At 71.6% G+C, this 14,054-nt stretch carries 17 protein-coding genes; 5 read left to right on the top strand and 12 right to left on the bottom strand.

Annotated elements, in window-relative coordinates; translation table 11 throughout:
* Positions 1-6: 6 nt before the first annotated feature.
* Positions 7-561, top strand: a complete 555-nt coding sequence (locus ACIRB4_RS04535; RefSeq protein ID WP_403288374.1) for a PPA1309 family protein — start codon at positions 7-9, stop codon at positions 559-561.
* Positions 562-625: 64 nt separating this feature from the next.
* Here the strand turns inward: ACIRB4_RS04535 and ACIRB4_RS04530 are convergent, their stop codons facing one another.
* From ACIRB4_RS04530 to ACIRB4_RS04515, 4 genes are all read right to left on the bottom strand, one after another.
* Positions 626-1,714, bottom strand: a complete 1,089-nt coding sequence (locus tag ACIRB4_RS04530; protein WP_403288373.1) for a PDZ domain-containing protein — start codon at positions 1,712-1,714, stop codon at positions 626-628.
* Positions 1,715-1,789: 75 nt separating this feature from the next.
* On the bottom strand, positions 1,790-2,020 hold the full coding sequence (locus ACIRB4_RS04525; RefSeq protein WP_403288372.1) for a hypothetical protein: 231 nt from the start codon (positions 2,018-2,020) through the stop codon (positions 1,790-1,792).
* Positions 2,021-2,186: 166 nt separating this feature from the next.
* Positions 2,187-2,648 (bottom strand): molybdenum cofactor biosynthesis protein MoaE, encoded by a 462-nt coding sequence (locus ACIRB4_RS04520; RefSeq protein WP_403288371.1) that lies wholly within the window; start codon positions 2,646-2,648, stop codon positions 2,187-2,189.
* Between the two features lie 79 nt (positions 2,649-2,727).
* Positions 2,728-3,837, bottom strand: a complete 1,110-nt coding sequence (locus tag ACIRB4_RS04515) for an SDR family oxidoreductase (RefSeq protein WP_403288370.1) — start codon at positions 3,835-3,837, stop codon at positions 2,728-2,730.
* 194 nt (positions 3,838-4,031) lie between these two features.
* Between ACIRB4_RS04515 and ACIRB4_RS04510 the strand changes: the two genes are divergently transcribed.
* Together ACIRB4_RS04510 and ACIRB4_RS04505 are read left to right on the top strand one after the other, a co-directional pair.
* Positions 4,032-5,456, top strand: coding sequence for a zinc-dependent metalloprotease (locus ACIRB4_RS04510; protein WP_403288369.1), 1,425 nt, complete (start codon positions 4,032-4,034; stop codon positions 5,454-5,456).
* Positions 5,453-5,986: an NUDIX hydrolase gene (locus ACIRB4_RS04505; RefSeq protein ID WP_403288367.1), complete on the top strand. Its 534-nt coding sequence runs from the start codon at positions 5,453-5,455 to the stop codon at positions 5,984-5,986. Before ACIRB4_RS04510 ends, ACIRB4_RS04505 begins: the two co-directional genes overlap by 4 nt.
* A 70-nt stretch (positions 5,987-6,056) precedes the next feature.
* On the opposite strand, the gene ACIRB4_RS04500 is transcribed toward ACIRB4_RS04505, so the two are convergent.
* From ACIRB4_RS04500 to ACIRB4_RS04485, 4 genes are all read right to left on the bottom strand, one after another.
* Positions 6,057-6,812: an AIM24 family protein gene (locus tag ACIRB4_RS04500; protein WP_403288366.1), complete on the bottom strand. Its 756-nt coding sequence runs from the start codon at positions 6,810-6,812 to the stop codon at positions 6,057-6,059.
* Between the two features lie 19 nt (positions 6,813-6,831).
* Complete coding sequence (locus ACIRB4_RS04495) at positions 6,832-7,512, bottom strand: AIM24 family protein (RefSeq protein WP_403288364.1); 681 nt, start codon at positions 7,510-7,512, stop codon at positions 6,832-6,834.
* Positions 7,513-7,525: 13 nt separating this feature from the next.
* Positions 7,526-9,124, bottom strand: coding sequence for a TerD family protein (locus ACIRB4_RS04490; RefSeq protein ID WP_403288363.1), 1,599 nt, complete (start codon positions 9,122-9,124; stop codon positions 7,526-7,528).
* A gap of 106 nt (positions 9,125-9,230) precedes the next feature.
* Positions 9,231-9,806: a M48 family metallopeptidase gene (locus tag ACIRB4_RS04485; protein WP_403288362.1), complete on the bottom strand. Its 576-nt coding sequence runs from the start codon at positions 9,804-9,806 to the stop codon at positions 9,231-9,233.
* A gap of 223 nt (positions 9,807-10,029) precedes the next feature.
* Here ACIRB4_RS04485 and ACIRB4_RS04480 point away from each other — a divergent pair, with 223 nt between their 5' ends.
* On the top strand, positions 10,030-11,181 hold the full coding sequence (locus tag ACIRB4_RS04480; protein ID WP_403288673.1) for a TOMM precursor leader peptide-binding protein: 1,152 nt from the start codon (positions 10,030-10,032) through the stop codon (positions 11,179-11,181).
* Positions 11,182-11,222: 41 nt separating this feature from the next.
* Entirely contained in the window at positions 11,223-12,575 is a 1,353-nt protein-coding gene (locus tag ACIRB4_RS04475) for an ABC1 kinase family protein (protein WP_403288360.1), read from the top strand.
* 11 nt (positions 12,576-12,586) lie between these two features.
* Here the strand turns inward: ACIRB4_RS04475 and ACIRB4_RS04470 are convergent, their stop codons facing one another.
* The 4 genes from ACIRB4_RS04470 to ACIRB4_RS04455 form a co-directional block, all read right to left on the bottom strand.
* Positions 12,587-12,769, bottom strand: coding sequence for a hypothetical protein (locus ACIRB4_RS04470; protein ID WP_403288359.1), 183 nt, complete (start codon positions 12,767-12,769; stop codon positions 12,587-12,589).
* Between the two features lie 93 nt (positions 12,770-12,862).
* A complete protein-coding gene (locus tag ACIRB4_RS04465) occupies positions 12,863-13,186 on the bottom strand; it encodes a hypothetical protein (RefSeq protein WP_356896053.1) in 324 nt (107 codons plus the stop codon).
* Positions 13,183-13,551 (bottom strand): WhiB family transcriptional regulator, encoded by a 369-nt coding sequence (locus tag ACIRB4_RS04460; RefSeq protein WP_403288358.1) that lies wholly within the window; start codon positions 13,549-13,551, stop codon positions 13,183-13,185. The genes ACIRB4_RS04465 and ACIRB4_RS04460 overlap by 4 nt, the downstream gene beginning before the upstream one ends.
* Positions 13,552-13,721: 170 nt before the next feature.
* Positions 13,722-14,042, bottom strand: coding sequence for a hypothetical protein (locus ACIRB4_RS04455; RefSeq protein WP_403288672.1), 321 nt, complete (start codon positions 14,040-14,042; stop codon positions 13,722-13,724).
* Between the last annotated feature and the right edge of the window lie 12 nt (positions 14,043-14,054).

Genomic DNA, 14,054 nt, shown 5'->3' with positions numbered 1-14,054 from the left:
TCATCCATGTCCAACGTTTCCCCCTCCGGTACCCCCATGGCCGCGAGCCCCCTCACCCGCGCGGTGCTCGAGATCGACGAGTACGCCTCCGGCCTCGGCTGGGACCGGCCCGCCCGGCTCTTCGCCCTCGTCGACACCGCCAAGCTGCGCGCCCAGGAGCCGGGGCTCGCCTCCCAGCTCGGCCTCGAAGCCGGCGAGGTCGCCGCGTACACCCCCATCGAGCAGGAGGAGCTGCCCGCCGGGAAGCCCCTCGACGAGTTCCTCGGCACGATCGCCTGGCCCGACGCCGTGGCGGGCTGCGCGCTGACCGTGGAGCGCCTGATGCTGCCGCCGTCGGCGGAGGCGTCCGTGCCGGACGGCCTCGACGAGGCCGGTCTGGCGAAGTGGGTGGCCCGGCACCCCGACCGTCAGGAGGTCCGGATGACCGTGGCGGTGCTGCGCGACGGAGCGCGCGAGGCGGCGATCCGGCTGCGCGAGAAGGACTCGCCGAACGAGGTGCTGACGGGCGCGGACCTGGTGCCCGGACTCGCGGACGCGCTGGCGGCGACCTTCGAGGGCTGAGTCCCGTACGGGTGGGGGCGCTCGGCCGTCGGCCGTGGCGCCCCCGCGCGCGTGGTGCCGCGGCTCAGCTCGTGGAGCAGCTGGGCAGGTTCCGGGTGTCGCCGTTGCGGAGCTTCTCCAGGGACGCCGTCGCGTCGGCGATGGTGTTCACCTTGATCAGGGTGAGGCCGTCGGGGGTGTCGGAGGCGGCGGACTCGCAGTTGTCGGCGGGGGTGAGGAAGTACTGGGCACCGGCCTTGCGGGCGCCGACCAGCTTCATGTCGATGCCGCCGATCGGGCCCACCTTGCCCTTCTCGTCGATGGTGCCGGTGCCGGCGACGAACTTGCCGTCGGTCAGGCTGCCGGGCGTGAGCTTGTCGACGATGCCGAGGGCGAACATCAGTCCCGCGCTGGGGCCGCCGACGTCGGCGAGCTTGATGTCGATGGTGAACGGGAAGACGTGGTCCGTGCCGGCCTGGATGCCGACGATGGCCCGGTCGCCCTCCTTCGACCTCACGGTGGTGATCGTGGCCTTCCGGGTGGCGGTCGGCTCCTTCCCGGCCTTCTCGGCCGCGGCCGCCTCCTTGACGGGGACGATCGTGAACTCGACCTTCTCGCCCGGCTTGCGCTTGGTCACCTGCTCGGCGACGTCCCCGGGCTCCTTCACCGGAACGCCGTCGACGGAGGTGATGACGTCGCCTGCGTGCAGCACGCCCTGCGCGGGGCTGTCCTTGACGACGGAGGCGACGACCACCCGGGTGGTCACGCCGATCTTCAGCTCTCGGAGGGCGGCGACCTTCGCGCTCTCCTGGGACTGGCTGAACTCCTCGGCGTTCTCCTGGCTCGACTCCTCCTCGGTCTTGCCGTCCGGGTAGAGGGTCTCCTTGGGCACCACGACGTTGTCGTGGGCCAGCCAGCCGTAGACCGCCTCGACCACGTTCATCCGGTAGTCCGCACTGGTGACGCGGACCGTCGTCATGTTGAGGTGCCCGGTGGTGGGGTACGTCTTATGCCCCGAGATCTGCAGCACGGGCTCTCCGCGGGCGTCGCCGAGGGTGTTCACCGTGGGGCCCGGGCTCATCTCCGCGTACGGCACCCGGACGAAGACGCCCACACAGAGCAGGGTGATCAGGACGAGGGTGGAGGCGAGCATCGTCGCAGTGCGGCGTGGCATGGAACGACAGTACGGGACCGGCCTGTGAGTGCACCTGTGGGGCGGGTCCGTACGAGGCGGCCGACGGGGAGGGGGTCAGCCGGAGACGTGGCTGCTGCGAACGGGTGAAGGGGGCGACGACGACGTCATCTCGCTCAGCTCGCACTCAGCGGCGGAACGGGACCGCTCCATGGCGTCCCTGAACCGCGCGTATCCGGCGAGCTCGGCGACGTCCCCGATGGTCTTGTTCCTCTGGGCCCAGCTTCCCCATATCGCCGCGCCGACGACTGCGAAAAGCGGAATCAGCAACCAGGCGAGCGCTGCCATCCCGACCTCCCATCCCCATGAGCGACCGCAAAACGGCCGACGGCCGATCAGCAGATTAGCGTTCTGCTGCTTCAACGCTGCCGCCAGGGGCCCGGTTACGCAAATCGGGCGTTCGACTACAGGCCGTCGGCGCGTCGCTTGCGGCCCAGGGGAATTGGTGGGGGCCCTAGCAGGCGCCCACCCACTCCTCGGTGCCGTCCGAGAACTTCTGGTGCTTCCAGATCGGGACCTCGTGCTTGAGGTCGTCGATCAGCTTGCGGCAGGCCTCGAAGGCCTCGCCGCGGTGCGGGCAGGAGACGGCGACGACGACCGCGAGGTCGCCGATGCGCAGATCGCCCACGCGGTGCACGGCGGCCAGGGCGCGGACCGGGTAGTCGGCCACGACCTTCTCGGCGATCCGGCGCATCTCGGCCTCGGCCGTGGGGTGGCAGGAGTAGCCCAGGGCGTCGACGTCCGCGCCGCTGTCGTGGTTGCGCACGGTGCCCACGAACAGAGTGGCGCCCCCGGCCGCGTCGTCGCCGACGGCCCGGAAGACCTCGTCGACCGAGAGCGGGGTGTCGCGGATCGCGAGCAGCTTGATCGGGTCGGCGGCGGCCTGCTCGCCGGGGTGGTCAGGGGTGCGTGCCATGGTGCCCATGGTGCCGTACCGCACTGACATCCCGGAATAGCGGTTTCGACCGGCTGTCCCGTCCCTCCCTCGGAGGGTCCTACAGGCCCCGCCGCTTCCGCATCTGCCGTACCAGTGCCGCCGTGCCGAGCAGCGCCACCGTCGCGCCGGCCGCGCCCGCCGCCGTCGCGTCCTTCCGGCCGAGCCGCCGTCCGGCGACCGTGTGCCGGCCCTCGACCTCCTCCAGGAGCGCGGCCAGCACCTCCTCGTTGGTCCACTTCGGCCGCCAGCCCGCGTCGTGCAGCCGGCCGACGCTCACCACCCACGGATGCATCGTGTACGCCAGGTCCCCGGCCGGGGACGGGGTGAGCCCGATTCGGTGCAGCCGGGCGGCGGCGCCCAGGGCGACGGCGGAGGGCAGCTCCATGCGCCGGATCCCGGAGAGCTCCTCGACCTCCTCCTGTTCAAGCCAGCCGTCGCAGCCGACCGCGAGCTCCCCTTCGACCTTGCCGAGCGCCGCGTACTCCAGCGCGCTGACCAGGTCCTCGACATGGCAGAACTGCCAGGTGGGGCGGGATCCGGCGACGACGAGCAGCCGGGGCGACTCGAAGTAGCGGGTCAGCGCCGTGTCCGTACCGCCGACCAGGACGGCGGGCCGGACGACCGTGACGTGGAGGCCGGGGTGGGCGCGGGGCGCGCGGCGGCCGAGCCGCTCGATCTCCAGCATGTCGCCGACGCCGGTGGCCTCGGCGGTCGCCCGCAGCTCGGCGTCCTCGGAGAGCGGGATGTCGTTGTCGGGCAGGGCGCCGTAGACCATGGCGGAGGTGCACAGCACCACCCGGTGGACGCCCGCCGCGGCGGCGGCCGTCAGGACGGTCTGCGCGCCGCGTACGTTGTAGGCGGTGCGGGCGGCGGCGTCCGACTCCAGGTCGAGGTCGACCGCGAGGTGCACGACCACGTCGGCGCCCTTCAGCTTCTCGGCGATGGCCGGGTCGCGGACGTCGAGGATGTGCCACTGCGCCTCGGGGACCTCGCCGCGCCGCTCGTCGATCGCGACGACCCGCTTGATCTCGTCCGACGCGGCGAGGCGTCTGGTCAGCAGGTCACCGACCCCGGAGGCGGCGCCGGTGACGGCCACGACGGGGCCACGTCCGGCGGACCGGGTTGAGTGGTTTCGCGCTCCGCGAACCTGAGGATCTGGGGAACTCACCGGGCGTCTCCAGCGGTTGTCTTCAGTACGTACCCGAATGACGCGTACGTACCAGGTGGCGTCCATCCTGCCGCAGGCCACGGCCCGGCGGAGCACCGAGCCCATATCCGGCCCGGATGTCTACGCTGGTGGTGTGGAGAGACGGGCAGTCGCCGTCGGCAGGAAGCCGGCGGCCCTACGAGCCGAGGAAACCTGTGAGTGACACCCCATTCGGATTCGGCCTTCCGCCGGAGGAGCCGGAGAACGGCGACGAGGGCAAGAAGAAGGACCCCGCCGGAGGTGGCCAGGGGTCCGGTGGCCAGGGCGGGAACCCGTTCGGTGCCAATCCGTTCGGTTTCGGCGGTCTGCCCGGCGGCCCGGGCGGCGACAACCCGTTCGCGGCGATGTTCGGCTCGCTGAACCCCAACGACCTGGGCGCGGCCTTCCAGCAGCTCGGCCAGATGCTCAGCTACGAGGGCGGTCCCGTCAACTGGGACATGGCCAAGCAGATCGCCCGCCAGGTGGTCGCGCAGGGCACGTCCGACGGCACCAAGGACGCCAGTGTCGGCCCCGCCGAGAAGTCCTCGGTCGAGGAGGCGGTCCGTCTGGCCGACCTGTGGCTGGACGGAGTGACGTCGCTGCCGTCCGGGGCGAGCACGGCCGTGGCGTGGAGCCGCGCCGAGTGGGTCGAGGCGACGCTGCCCGCGTGGCAGCAGCTGGTGGACCCGGTCGCCGAGCGGGTCGGCGCGGCGATGGGTGATGTGCTGCCCGAGGAGATGCAGGCCATGGCGGGCCCGCTGATCGGCATGATGCGCTCCATGGGTGGCGCCATGTTCGGCCAGCAGATCGGTCAGGCCGTGGGCGCGCTGGCGGGCGAGGTCGTCGGGTCGACGGATGTCGGTCTGCCGCTGGGCCCGGCCGGCAAGGCCGCGCTGCTGCCGCTGAACATCGAGGCGCTCGGCAAGGACCTGGGCGTGCCGAAGGACGAGGTGCGGCTGTACCTGGCGCTGCGTGAGGCGGCCCACCAGCGGCTCTTCGCCCATGTGCCGTGGCTGCGGGCGCATCTGTTCGGCGCGGTCGAGGGGTACGCCCGCGGGATCAAGGTCGACACCTCCAAGCTGGAGGACGCGGTCGGCCAGCTGGACCCGACGCACCCGGAGCAGCTGCAGGAGGCTCTCCAGCAGGGCATGTTCCAGCCCGAGGACACCCCGGAGCAGAAGGCCGCCCTGGCCCGTCTGGAGACGGCGCTCGCGCTGGTCGAGGGCTGGGTCGACGCGGTGGTCCACGAGGCCGCCAAGTCCCGGCTGACATCGGCGGACGCGCTGCGCGAGACGCTGCGCCGGCGCCGGGCGAGCGGTGGCCCCGCCGAGCAGACCTTCGCCACGCTGATCGGGCTCGAACTGCGTCCGCGCCGGCTGCGGGACGCCTCCCGGTTGTGGGCCTCGCTCACGGACGCGCGGGGTGTCGACGGTCGCGACGGCCTGTGGGAGCACCCGGACATGCTGCCGACGGCGTCCGACCTGGACGACCCCGACGGCTTCGTCCACCGCGAGCAGCTGGACTTCTCCGAGCTGGACAAGATGCTGGGCGAAGCGGCCGACAGGCGTGACGGCGACGACGAGGGCGACGACGACAAGTGAGTCTGCACGACGACGCCGTCCTCGTACTGAAGGCGTACGAGGACAACGGCGACCAGGGAGAGCTGCGCCAGATCTATCTGGAGCACCTGGACGCCCATCCGGACGGTATGTGGAAGGCGTGCGGGGCCGGGCATCTGACGGCCAGCGCGCTGGTGGTCGACCCGGAGCGCGGCCGGGTCCTCCTGACGCTGCACAAGAAGCTCGGCATGTGGCTGCAGATGGGCGGCCACTGCGAGCCGGGGGACGCGACGGTCGCCGCGGCGGCGCTGCGCGAGGCGACCGAGGAGTCCGGGATCGCCGGTCTGACGCTGCTCCCCGGCGGTCCGGTGCGTCTGGACCGGCATCCGATTCCGGCACCCTGCCACTGGCACATGGACGTGCAGTACGCGGCGCTGGCTCCGGCCGGCGCGGTGGAGGCGATCAGCGACGAGTCGCTGGACCTGCGCTGGTACGCCTACGACGAGGTGGCGGGCGTGGCCGACGAGTCGGTGGTCCGGCTGACGGAGCGGACCCGCGCCAGACTCTCGTAGGGCAGCGGTCCCATAGGGCAGCGGTAAGGGGCGGTCACCAGGGTGACCGCCCCTTACTCGTCGAACCGGCTCAGTTCCAGGCGTTGTTCTGGTTCTGCGCGTGCGAGCCGTGCTGCCCGGCGCCGAACTGGGCCGCGATGCCCTGGCCGATGGCGGCGTTCTGCGGCGGCATGACCTCGCTGGGCTGGACCAGGGCGTATCCCTGGCCGAGGAAGCTGAGTTCCCAGCCCTCGCCCGTGCTGCCGCGGCGGCGGCGGACGTTGGAGTTCGTCGTCTGCGCCTGCATCTGCACCCGCAGCCCGGTGGACCAGGCGACGATCGCGTCCGCGTCGACGTTGACGTACTTCTCGGGGGTGACCTGCATCATCAGCGGCTGACCGGAGGTCATCAGGGCGACCTTGCCGCGGCCGGAGATGTTGAGCTGGTACTTGCCCGAGCCGGAGATGCCGTACTGGCTGTCCACGGCGATGACCTCGGTGTGCAGGGTCGAGTCCAGGGCCAGCACATAGGCGCTGTCGACGGTCATGCCCTCCTGCTCGACCTCCACGACGTGGATGTACTGGGCGAGGTTGGCGAGGTAGACCGTGCCCTGACCGGAGCAGCGCATCAGGTCGAGGCCCTCACCGGTCCTGGCGCGGGCTCGGCGCTGGGTGGGCGTCTGGTACTCGCCGTCGAAGTCGACGAGCCCCTGGTAGGCGACCATGGCGCCCTTGCGGGCGAGGACGTCGTCCTGGCCGTTGAGGGCGACCCTCAGCAGCTGCGGGTTCTGGACGACGTACCGTTCCTGGCTCTGCTGCTCGGCATAGTTGAAAAGCGGGCTCTGCATGGTGTGTTCTCGCTCCCCCTCAGCCCCGGATCCGCAGGCGGTCGGTGCTGTCCTCGCTCGGCTGTACGACGACGATGCCCTGGCCGGAGAAGGCCATCTGGAACGCCTCGCCGCTGCCCCGCCCGATCAGGGAGGAGGCCTTGAAGCTGCGCTTGCCCTTGACCTTGAGCGCGGGCGACCAGGCGACGAGCGCGTCGGGGTCGACGTACGTCTCGTCCTCGCCGCGGCCGCAGTCGACGACGATCGGGGTGCCGCGCGAGGTCAGGGCGACCCAGCCGGTTCCGGCGATCTCGACGTTGAACAGGCCCTGTCCGGCGAACTTGGCCAGTCCCTTGACCTTCTCCACGCCCCACTGGAGGTGGGCGTCGAAGGCGAGGACGTTGGTGCCGTTGACGGAGAGCGAGTCGTTCTGCAGGTTGATCACGACGACGTCCGCGCCGTAGTCGGCGAGGTAGAGCAGGCCGTCGCCGGAGCACTTCATCATGGGCGCGCCCTCGCCGGTCGCCCACTGCTGCGCGACCTGGCGGACGGCGGGCGGGTTGGGCTCGTAGGTGATGAAGCCCTCGTAGGCGACCATCGAGCCGGTGCGGGCGTACAGGTCCTGGCCGGAGGCCATGGCGACCTTGAGCATGGTGCGGCCGTGGTTCTCCATCCGGGCCGCCATCGGGGTCGGGGCGAAGCCCGCGAGTTGCTGGTTCATTCTTCGGGCTCCCTCAGACCTCGTACGGCTGGACGACGATGAAGTTGCCGGGGGCTCCCCGGAACTGGAGGTTCACGGTCTCCCCGCTGTGACCCGGGTACGCGTTGCGGCGCAGCCGGACCTGGCTGGAGAGGATCACCTGCGACGCGGACGACCAGGCGACCACGGCGTTGCAGTCGGCGAAGGTGGTCGGCGTGACGGGCAGCACCACCGGGATGCCGTGGGTCTTCACGACGACCGTGCCGGTGCCCTGGAACTGCATGGTGAACAGGGCGCCGCCGGGGATGCCGTGGCCCTCGATCCGGCGGACCTCGTACTGCAGCGACTCGTCGAACGCGAGGACGTTCTCCGCGGAGACGCAGATCCCGTCGCCCTGGAGCTCGATCGGGTGCAGATGGGCGCCTTCCTCCGCGAGGAAGACCTGGCCGCGCCCGGTGCAGCGCATCAGCTGCATCTCCTGGCCGGTGGCGTTGCCGACGATCCGGCCGGTGAAGCCGGCTCCCTTGTGGCTGAATTCGACCTTGCCCTGGTACATGACCATGCTGCCCTGCCGGGCGAGGACGGGCACGCCGCCCATGGCCAGGTCGACCCGCATCAGCTGCTGGTTCTGTGGGGTCCACCGCGCGCCGGTGGCCGTCTCCTTGTACGGCTGGAGCGCGGCGGCGAGTCCGGCGCCGATGGCCGGGGCCCCCTGGGGGACGCCCATGCCGGCCGGCGGCATGCCCATGGGGGGCTGCTGGCCGAAGGCGGGCTGGCCGTACGCGCCGGGAGCGGCGGGGGCGGGCTGGCCGTACGGGGCGGGCTGGCCCGGGACCTGGCCGAACTGCGGCGGCTGCGGCTGACCGTACGGCGAGGGTGCGGCCGGCGGGGCGACGGGCGGTGCCGCGGCGGGGGCGGCGTACACCGGCTGGACCGGAGCCTGCGGCGCGGGGGCGGGCGCCGGCGCGCCGAACGCCGGGGCGGGCTGGGGGAGCTGGGGCGCGGACGGTGCCGTGGGCGCGCCGAAGGCGGGCGGGGCGGCGGCCTGCGGCGGAGGGGCGAAGCCGGGGGCCGCGCCCTGCGGCTGCTGGGCGGCCGGCTCCTCCTCGGCGACCTCGCCGCCGAAGTTCTTCAGCAGCGCCTCCAGACCGCCGTCGAAGCCCTGGCCGACCGCGGCGAACCGCCATACGTCCTTGAGGTAGAAGTCTCCGAGCATCACGGCACGCTCGGTGGAGAACTCCGCGCCCGTGAAGGCGTACCGGACGACCTCTTCGCCGCCCGCCACGATCCGGATGTGACCGGGGCCGATCTGCGACATCTGACCGGCGCCGTCGATCGTCGCGGTGAACGACAGCTTGTGGATGTTCGCCGGGAGCCGGTCGAGCGTGACACGGAAGGACTCGGTGTCGCCGGACTGGGCGCCGAGGAGCTGGATGGACTCCTCGGGCGACTTCGGCTGGTTGAAGAAGATGAAGTACCGGTCGTCCGAGAGCTGCTCGTTCGCGTCGAGGCCGAAGCAGCTGATGTCGAAGGTCAACCCGGGCCCCGCGATCTGCACGCCCACGTACAGATCGGTCCCCGGTGTCAGATCACTGATCTTGGCCTTGTGGCCGCGTTGGAATTCCCTGGCCATGCGTAACGACCGTCCCCCATCCCGAATGTCAATGCGTCGCGCCAGGCTAACGGCTGTGTCCGACATTGAGCCATGTCGGGACACATTCGGTACAGAGTCGGAGCGGTCACTCCTCGTGTGCGGTCGGCAGATGCGGCAGGCGTTCGGCGGCGACGACGCCTTCGAGGTAGCCGCGGGCCCGCTCAGTGCGGGGATAGGCCTCCAGGAGCCGCCAGAAGCGGGGCCCGTGACCGGGCACGAGGAGGTGGGCCAGCTCGTGGACGAGGACGTAGTCGACGACGTACTCAGGCATGCCCTGCAGCCGGTGCGACAGGCGGATGCTGCCTTCCGAGGGGGTGCAGGAGCCCCAGCGGGTGTTCTGGTTGGTCACCCAGCGCACGGACGCGGGGCGCGCCCTGCCGCCGAAGTACTGCTCCGACAACCGATCGGCGCGCTCGGCCAGTTGGGCGTCGCCGAGGACGCGCTTGCTCTCCTGGGCGGCGAGTTTGTCCAGCATGACCGACACCCAGCGTTGCTCCTCGGCCTCGGACATCCGGGCCGGGATGAGCACGATGGTCCGGTCGCCCTCGCGGTAGGCGGAGACGGTTCTGTTCCGCCGGGAGCTTCTGCGGACCTCGATCGCACTGGTCCCCGAGCCGCGGGGCGGTTTGCTTGTCACGCTGCGCTGTGGGTCGGCGGGCACGCGCCCGACGTTACCCGCTGTCAGCGGGGGAAGTCCCGCCTCAGGGTCGGTTCGGCCGTGATCCTGTCGCGCCCAGCCCTATTCGAATGATTGACACACCGGCCCTGTGGACAACTTTCCGCGTCCGCTCCGGCTCGCGGGCATTCTGACGTCGGGGTCACGGAACACGATCACGAACAAGATCACGATCAAGACCACGGAGCACGAGATCACGGGGGCGGATATGCATCCGATGGTGAAACCGGCGCTGCGACGCGCCTGGCGGAATCTGCAGTGTGTGCAGTTCGGGGCCACATCCGCGCACGCGGTGCTGGTGGGACCGCTCGACACGACCACGGGCAGCCTGCTCGCCCTGCTCGACGGCACCCGGGGCATGGAGCTGCTGAGGGCGGAGGCCCGGGCGCTCGGGTTGCCGGACGGGCAGCTGGAGGCCCTGCTCGCCCGGCTGTCGGACGCCGGACTGATCGCGGACGCCACGGCGAGCCGGCCGGGCAGACCCGGCGCGCCCGGGCGGACGGATCCCGCGCTCGATCCGCTGCGGGCCGACCTCGCGTCGCTCTCCGTGGTCGATCCGGCGCCGGACGGGGCGGCGCGGCGGTTGGCCGCGCGACGGGCCAAGCGCGTCCACGTCCGGGGCGCGGGCCGGGTCGGCGCGGCGGTCGCGGCGCTGCTCTCGGCATCCGGAGTGGGCCGGGTGGAGGTGCTGGACTCCGGGTCGGTGGAGCCGTGGGAGGTGTCACCTGCCGGGCTGTCCACCGAGGCGGTGGGCGAGCGCCGGGCGGTGGCGGCCCGCCGGCTCGTGCGGAGCTGGGCCCGGGGCGGCCGGACTGCACGAGCCGCGGCCCCCGCACCGGAGGACAGCGGGAGCGAGCCCGGGCTCTCCCTCGTCGTGGTGGCGCCCCGGGACGGCCTCGGCGCCTACGTCCCCGACCCGCTGCCCGCCGAGGAGTGGATCACCACCGGCACCCCTCATCTCTACGCGGGAGTTCTGGAGGCCACCGGTGTGGTCGGACCGCTGGTGCTCCCGGGCGGCACGGCCTGCGCGCGATGCCTGCAGGAAGAACGGACGGACCGCGAACCGGTCTGGCCCCGGATGCTGGCGCAGTGGCGCTCGGGCGCGCCCCATCCGCTGCCGGCCTGCGACCTCGCTCTGGCGACGGCCGTGGCGGGACTGGCCGCCGCCCACGCGCTCGCCTTCCTGGACGGCGAGCTGCCGGCGAGCACGGGGGCGCGGTGGGAGGCCTCGCTGCCGCTTCTCGAGTGGCGCGTGGACCGGTTGAGACCGCATCCGTCGTGTCCCTGCGGGGCCGTACGCAACAGAGAGGGGGTACGCGCCTCGGCGGCCGGGATGCCACAGGACACAATGGCGGGGTAACCGCCCTGCGCGGCACGGCGGTCTGGGAATTGGAGGGGCGCATGTCTGATCTTCCCCGGAAGGCGGTCACCCGGACCGCCAAGCTGGCCGCGTTGCCCCTGGGCTTCGCCGGACGGGCCACGTGGGGCCTGGGCAAGCGGATCGGCGGCAAGTCCGCGGAGATCGTCGCCCGCGAGCTGCAACAGCGCACGGCCGACCAGCTGTTCAAGGTCCTGGGCGAGCTGAAGGGAGGGGCCATGAAGCTCGGGCAGGCGCTCTCCGTCTTCGAGTCGGCGCTCCCCGAGGAGGTGGCGGGGCCTTACCGCGCGGCGCTCACCAAGCTTCAGGAGGCCGCGCCTCCGATGCCGACCCGGACGGTGCACGCGGTGCTGGCGGAACGGCTCGGGGAGGAGTGGCGGGAGCTGTTCCTGGAGTTCGAGGACAAGCCGGCGGCGGCCGCCTCGATCGGGCAGGTGCACCGGGCGGTGTGGCACGACGGCCGTGAGGTCGCCGTGAAGGTGCAGTATCCGGGGGCGGGCGAGGCGCTGCTCTCCGATCTGGCGCAGTTGAGCCGGTTCGCGCGGCTGCTCGGCCCGCTGGTGCCCGGCATGGACATCAAGCCGCTGATCACGGAGATGCGCGACCGGGTGTCCGAGGAGCTGGACTACGGCCTGGAGGCGCGGGCCCAGCAAGAGCACGCGGAGGAGTTCGCCGACGATCCGGATGTGGTCGTGCCCGGGGTGGTGCACCAGTCCGAGCAGGTCCTGGTGACAGAGTGGATCGACGGGATCCCGCTGTCCGAGGTGATCGCGGACGGCACGCGCGAGCAGCGGGACCGGGCCGGGCAGCTCCTGACCCGCTTCCTCTTCTCGGGGCCGGCGCGCACGGGGCTGCTCCACGCGGATCCGCATCCGGGCAATTTCCGGCTGCTGCCCGGCGGGACGGACGGGGAGGACGAGGCCGGTCCGGAGAGCTGGCGGCTCGGGGTCCTGGACTTCGGCACGGTGGACCGGCTGCCGGGCGGCCTCCCGGTGACGATCGGTACGTGTCTGCGGATGGCGCTGGAGGGCGATGCCGAGGGGGTCTATGAACTGCTCCGTGAGGAGGGGTTTGTGAAGGAGTCCATCGAGCTCGACCCGGACGCCGTGCTCGAGTACCTCCTGCCGATCATCGAGCCCGCGGACGCCGACGCCTTCGGCTTCTCCCGGGGCTGGATGAGGGCGCAGGCCGCCCGCATCGCCGATCTTCGGTCCCCCGCACACCAGTTGGGCAAACAGCTCAATCTGCCGCCGTCGTACCTGTTGATCCACCGTGTGACCCTGAGCACGATCGGGGTGCTCTGTCAGCTGAACGCGACGGTCCGGATGCGTGACGAGCTGGAGGAGTGGCTGCCCGGCTTCCTCGCGGAGGAGTGAGTGACGGGCCGTCACCACCAGGTGGAGTCGAGACGGCCTTCGATGGACCGGATGTTCTCGCGGGCGCAGCTGTCGCAGAGGTAGCGACGGGCGCCGTTCTCCAGGGAGGAGGACCAGGTCACCGGGGGCTCGTCGGCGGTCTTGCCGCAGCGGGCGCACACGATGGGCTCCTCGGGAGTCGGGGCGTCGTTCACGCTGTGACGATAGTCGGACGGCAAGCCGGTCGCGGGGCAACGCACCAGCGGGGGCCGGTCCGTTCGGACCGGCCCCCGCGAGGGTTCTTCGGGTCAGTGCATGACGGCCATGGCCAGCGCGCGCCGGGCGCGCAGCGAGACGCGCTCGGCGCGCCGCTGCATCCGCCGGGCGGCGACCAGGCGCAGGGCCTGGCGTTCCGCGTCGGCTTCGCGCATGAGGTCGTGCATATGAGCACGAGCCAGGGCTTCTGGGATGAGTTGCATCTCACGGGTCCTGTTCTGACGCGAGGCGTTCGCGCCGGTGGTGGAAACGTCTGGGGTGGCGGAGCCGGACGGCTCGCTCGTGGAAGAGGTCATCGGGGCCTGCTTCTGGGGATCGTGCGTGAGGGGTCGGTCGATGGTTCCGGTGACGTTCATGCCGCGACCGGGTTCTTGCGCGGGCGGCCACGCGGCCGCTTGCGGGCGACGACGACCCCCTGGACGAAGAGCTCTCCGCCCCAGACGCCCCACGGCTCGCGCCGCTCCTTCGCGCCGGCGAGGCAGGCCGCCATCAGCGGGCAGGTGCGGCAGAGGGACTTCGCGTACTCGACGTCGGCCGGGGACTCGGCGAAGAAGACCTCCGGGTCGTACGAGCGGCAGGGGACGGGTACGCCGAGGTTCTCGATGGCGTCGTCGAGCGCGGAGAGCGCGGTGAGGGGGGTCAAGGTGGAGTCCTCCGTGAGGCCGGGCGGGGGGATCGTTTCGGAAGGCGGTACGGACGGGGCGTGCGCTTCGAGTTGCACGGTTGTCTTTCCTCGTCTGTTGTTCCGGCCTGTTGGCCGGGGTTTCGGCTGGTACCGGGTCTTGCTGTCCCGAGGCCCCTTCGCTCCGTCATCCCCGTTCGGGGACAAACAGAAGGGCCGCGGATCCCGGGTGGGGTTCCGCGGCCCTGAAGGCGCCGGCCTGATCGAGGTCAGGCTGGATCACTCCAGGGTTCGAGCCCACGGAAGGCCCACATCGTGTGGTGCTGCGTCGTCTGCTGCTTGGTTCCGGCACCGGTCGCCGCGAAGCCATAGGCCTTCGCCTGGGCTGCCGCTACTCCTGCTTCCAGTGCCTGGGTCGGTCGCTCGATGCGCTCCATGACGGGAAGACCCGCCAGGGCGGCCGCCGGCCGAAGGGCCGGGGCGCCGGCCATGCCGGCACCGGACAGACCGGTGCCAGGGAGACCGCTGCCCATGAACGCCGAACCGGAGAGGCCGAGCGAGCATGCGGAGACGACCGAGCGATCGATCATTTTGTCGGTGCT

Origin of the sequence: Streptomyces sp. NPDC093600 (assembly GCF_044764755.1) — a bacterium.
GTDB lineage: Bacteria > Actinomycetota > Actinomycetes > Streptomycetales > Streptomycetaceae > Streptomyces.
Note: the sequence above shows the minus strand (reverse complement) of the source record. Positions and strands in the feature narration are given on the sequence as shown.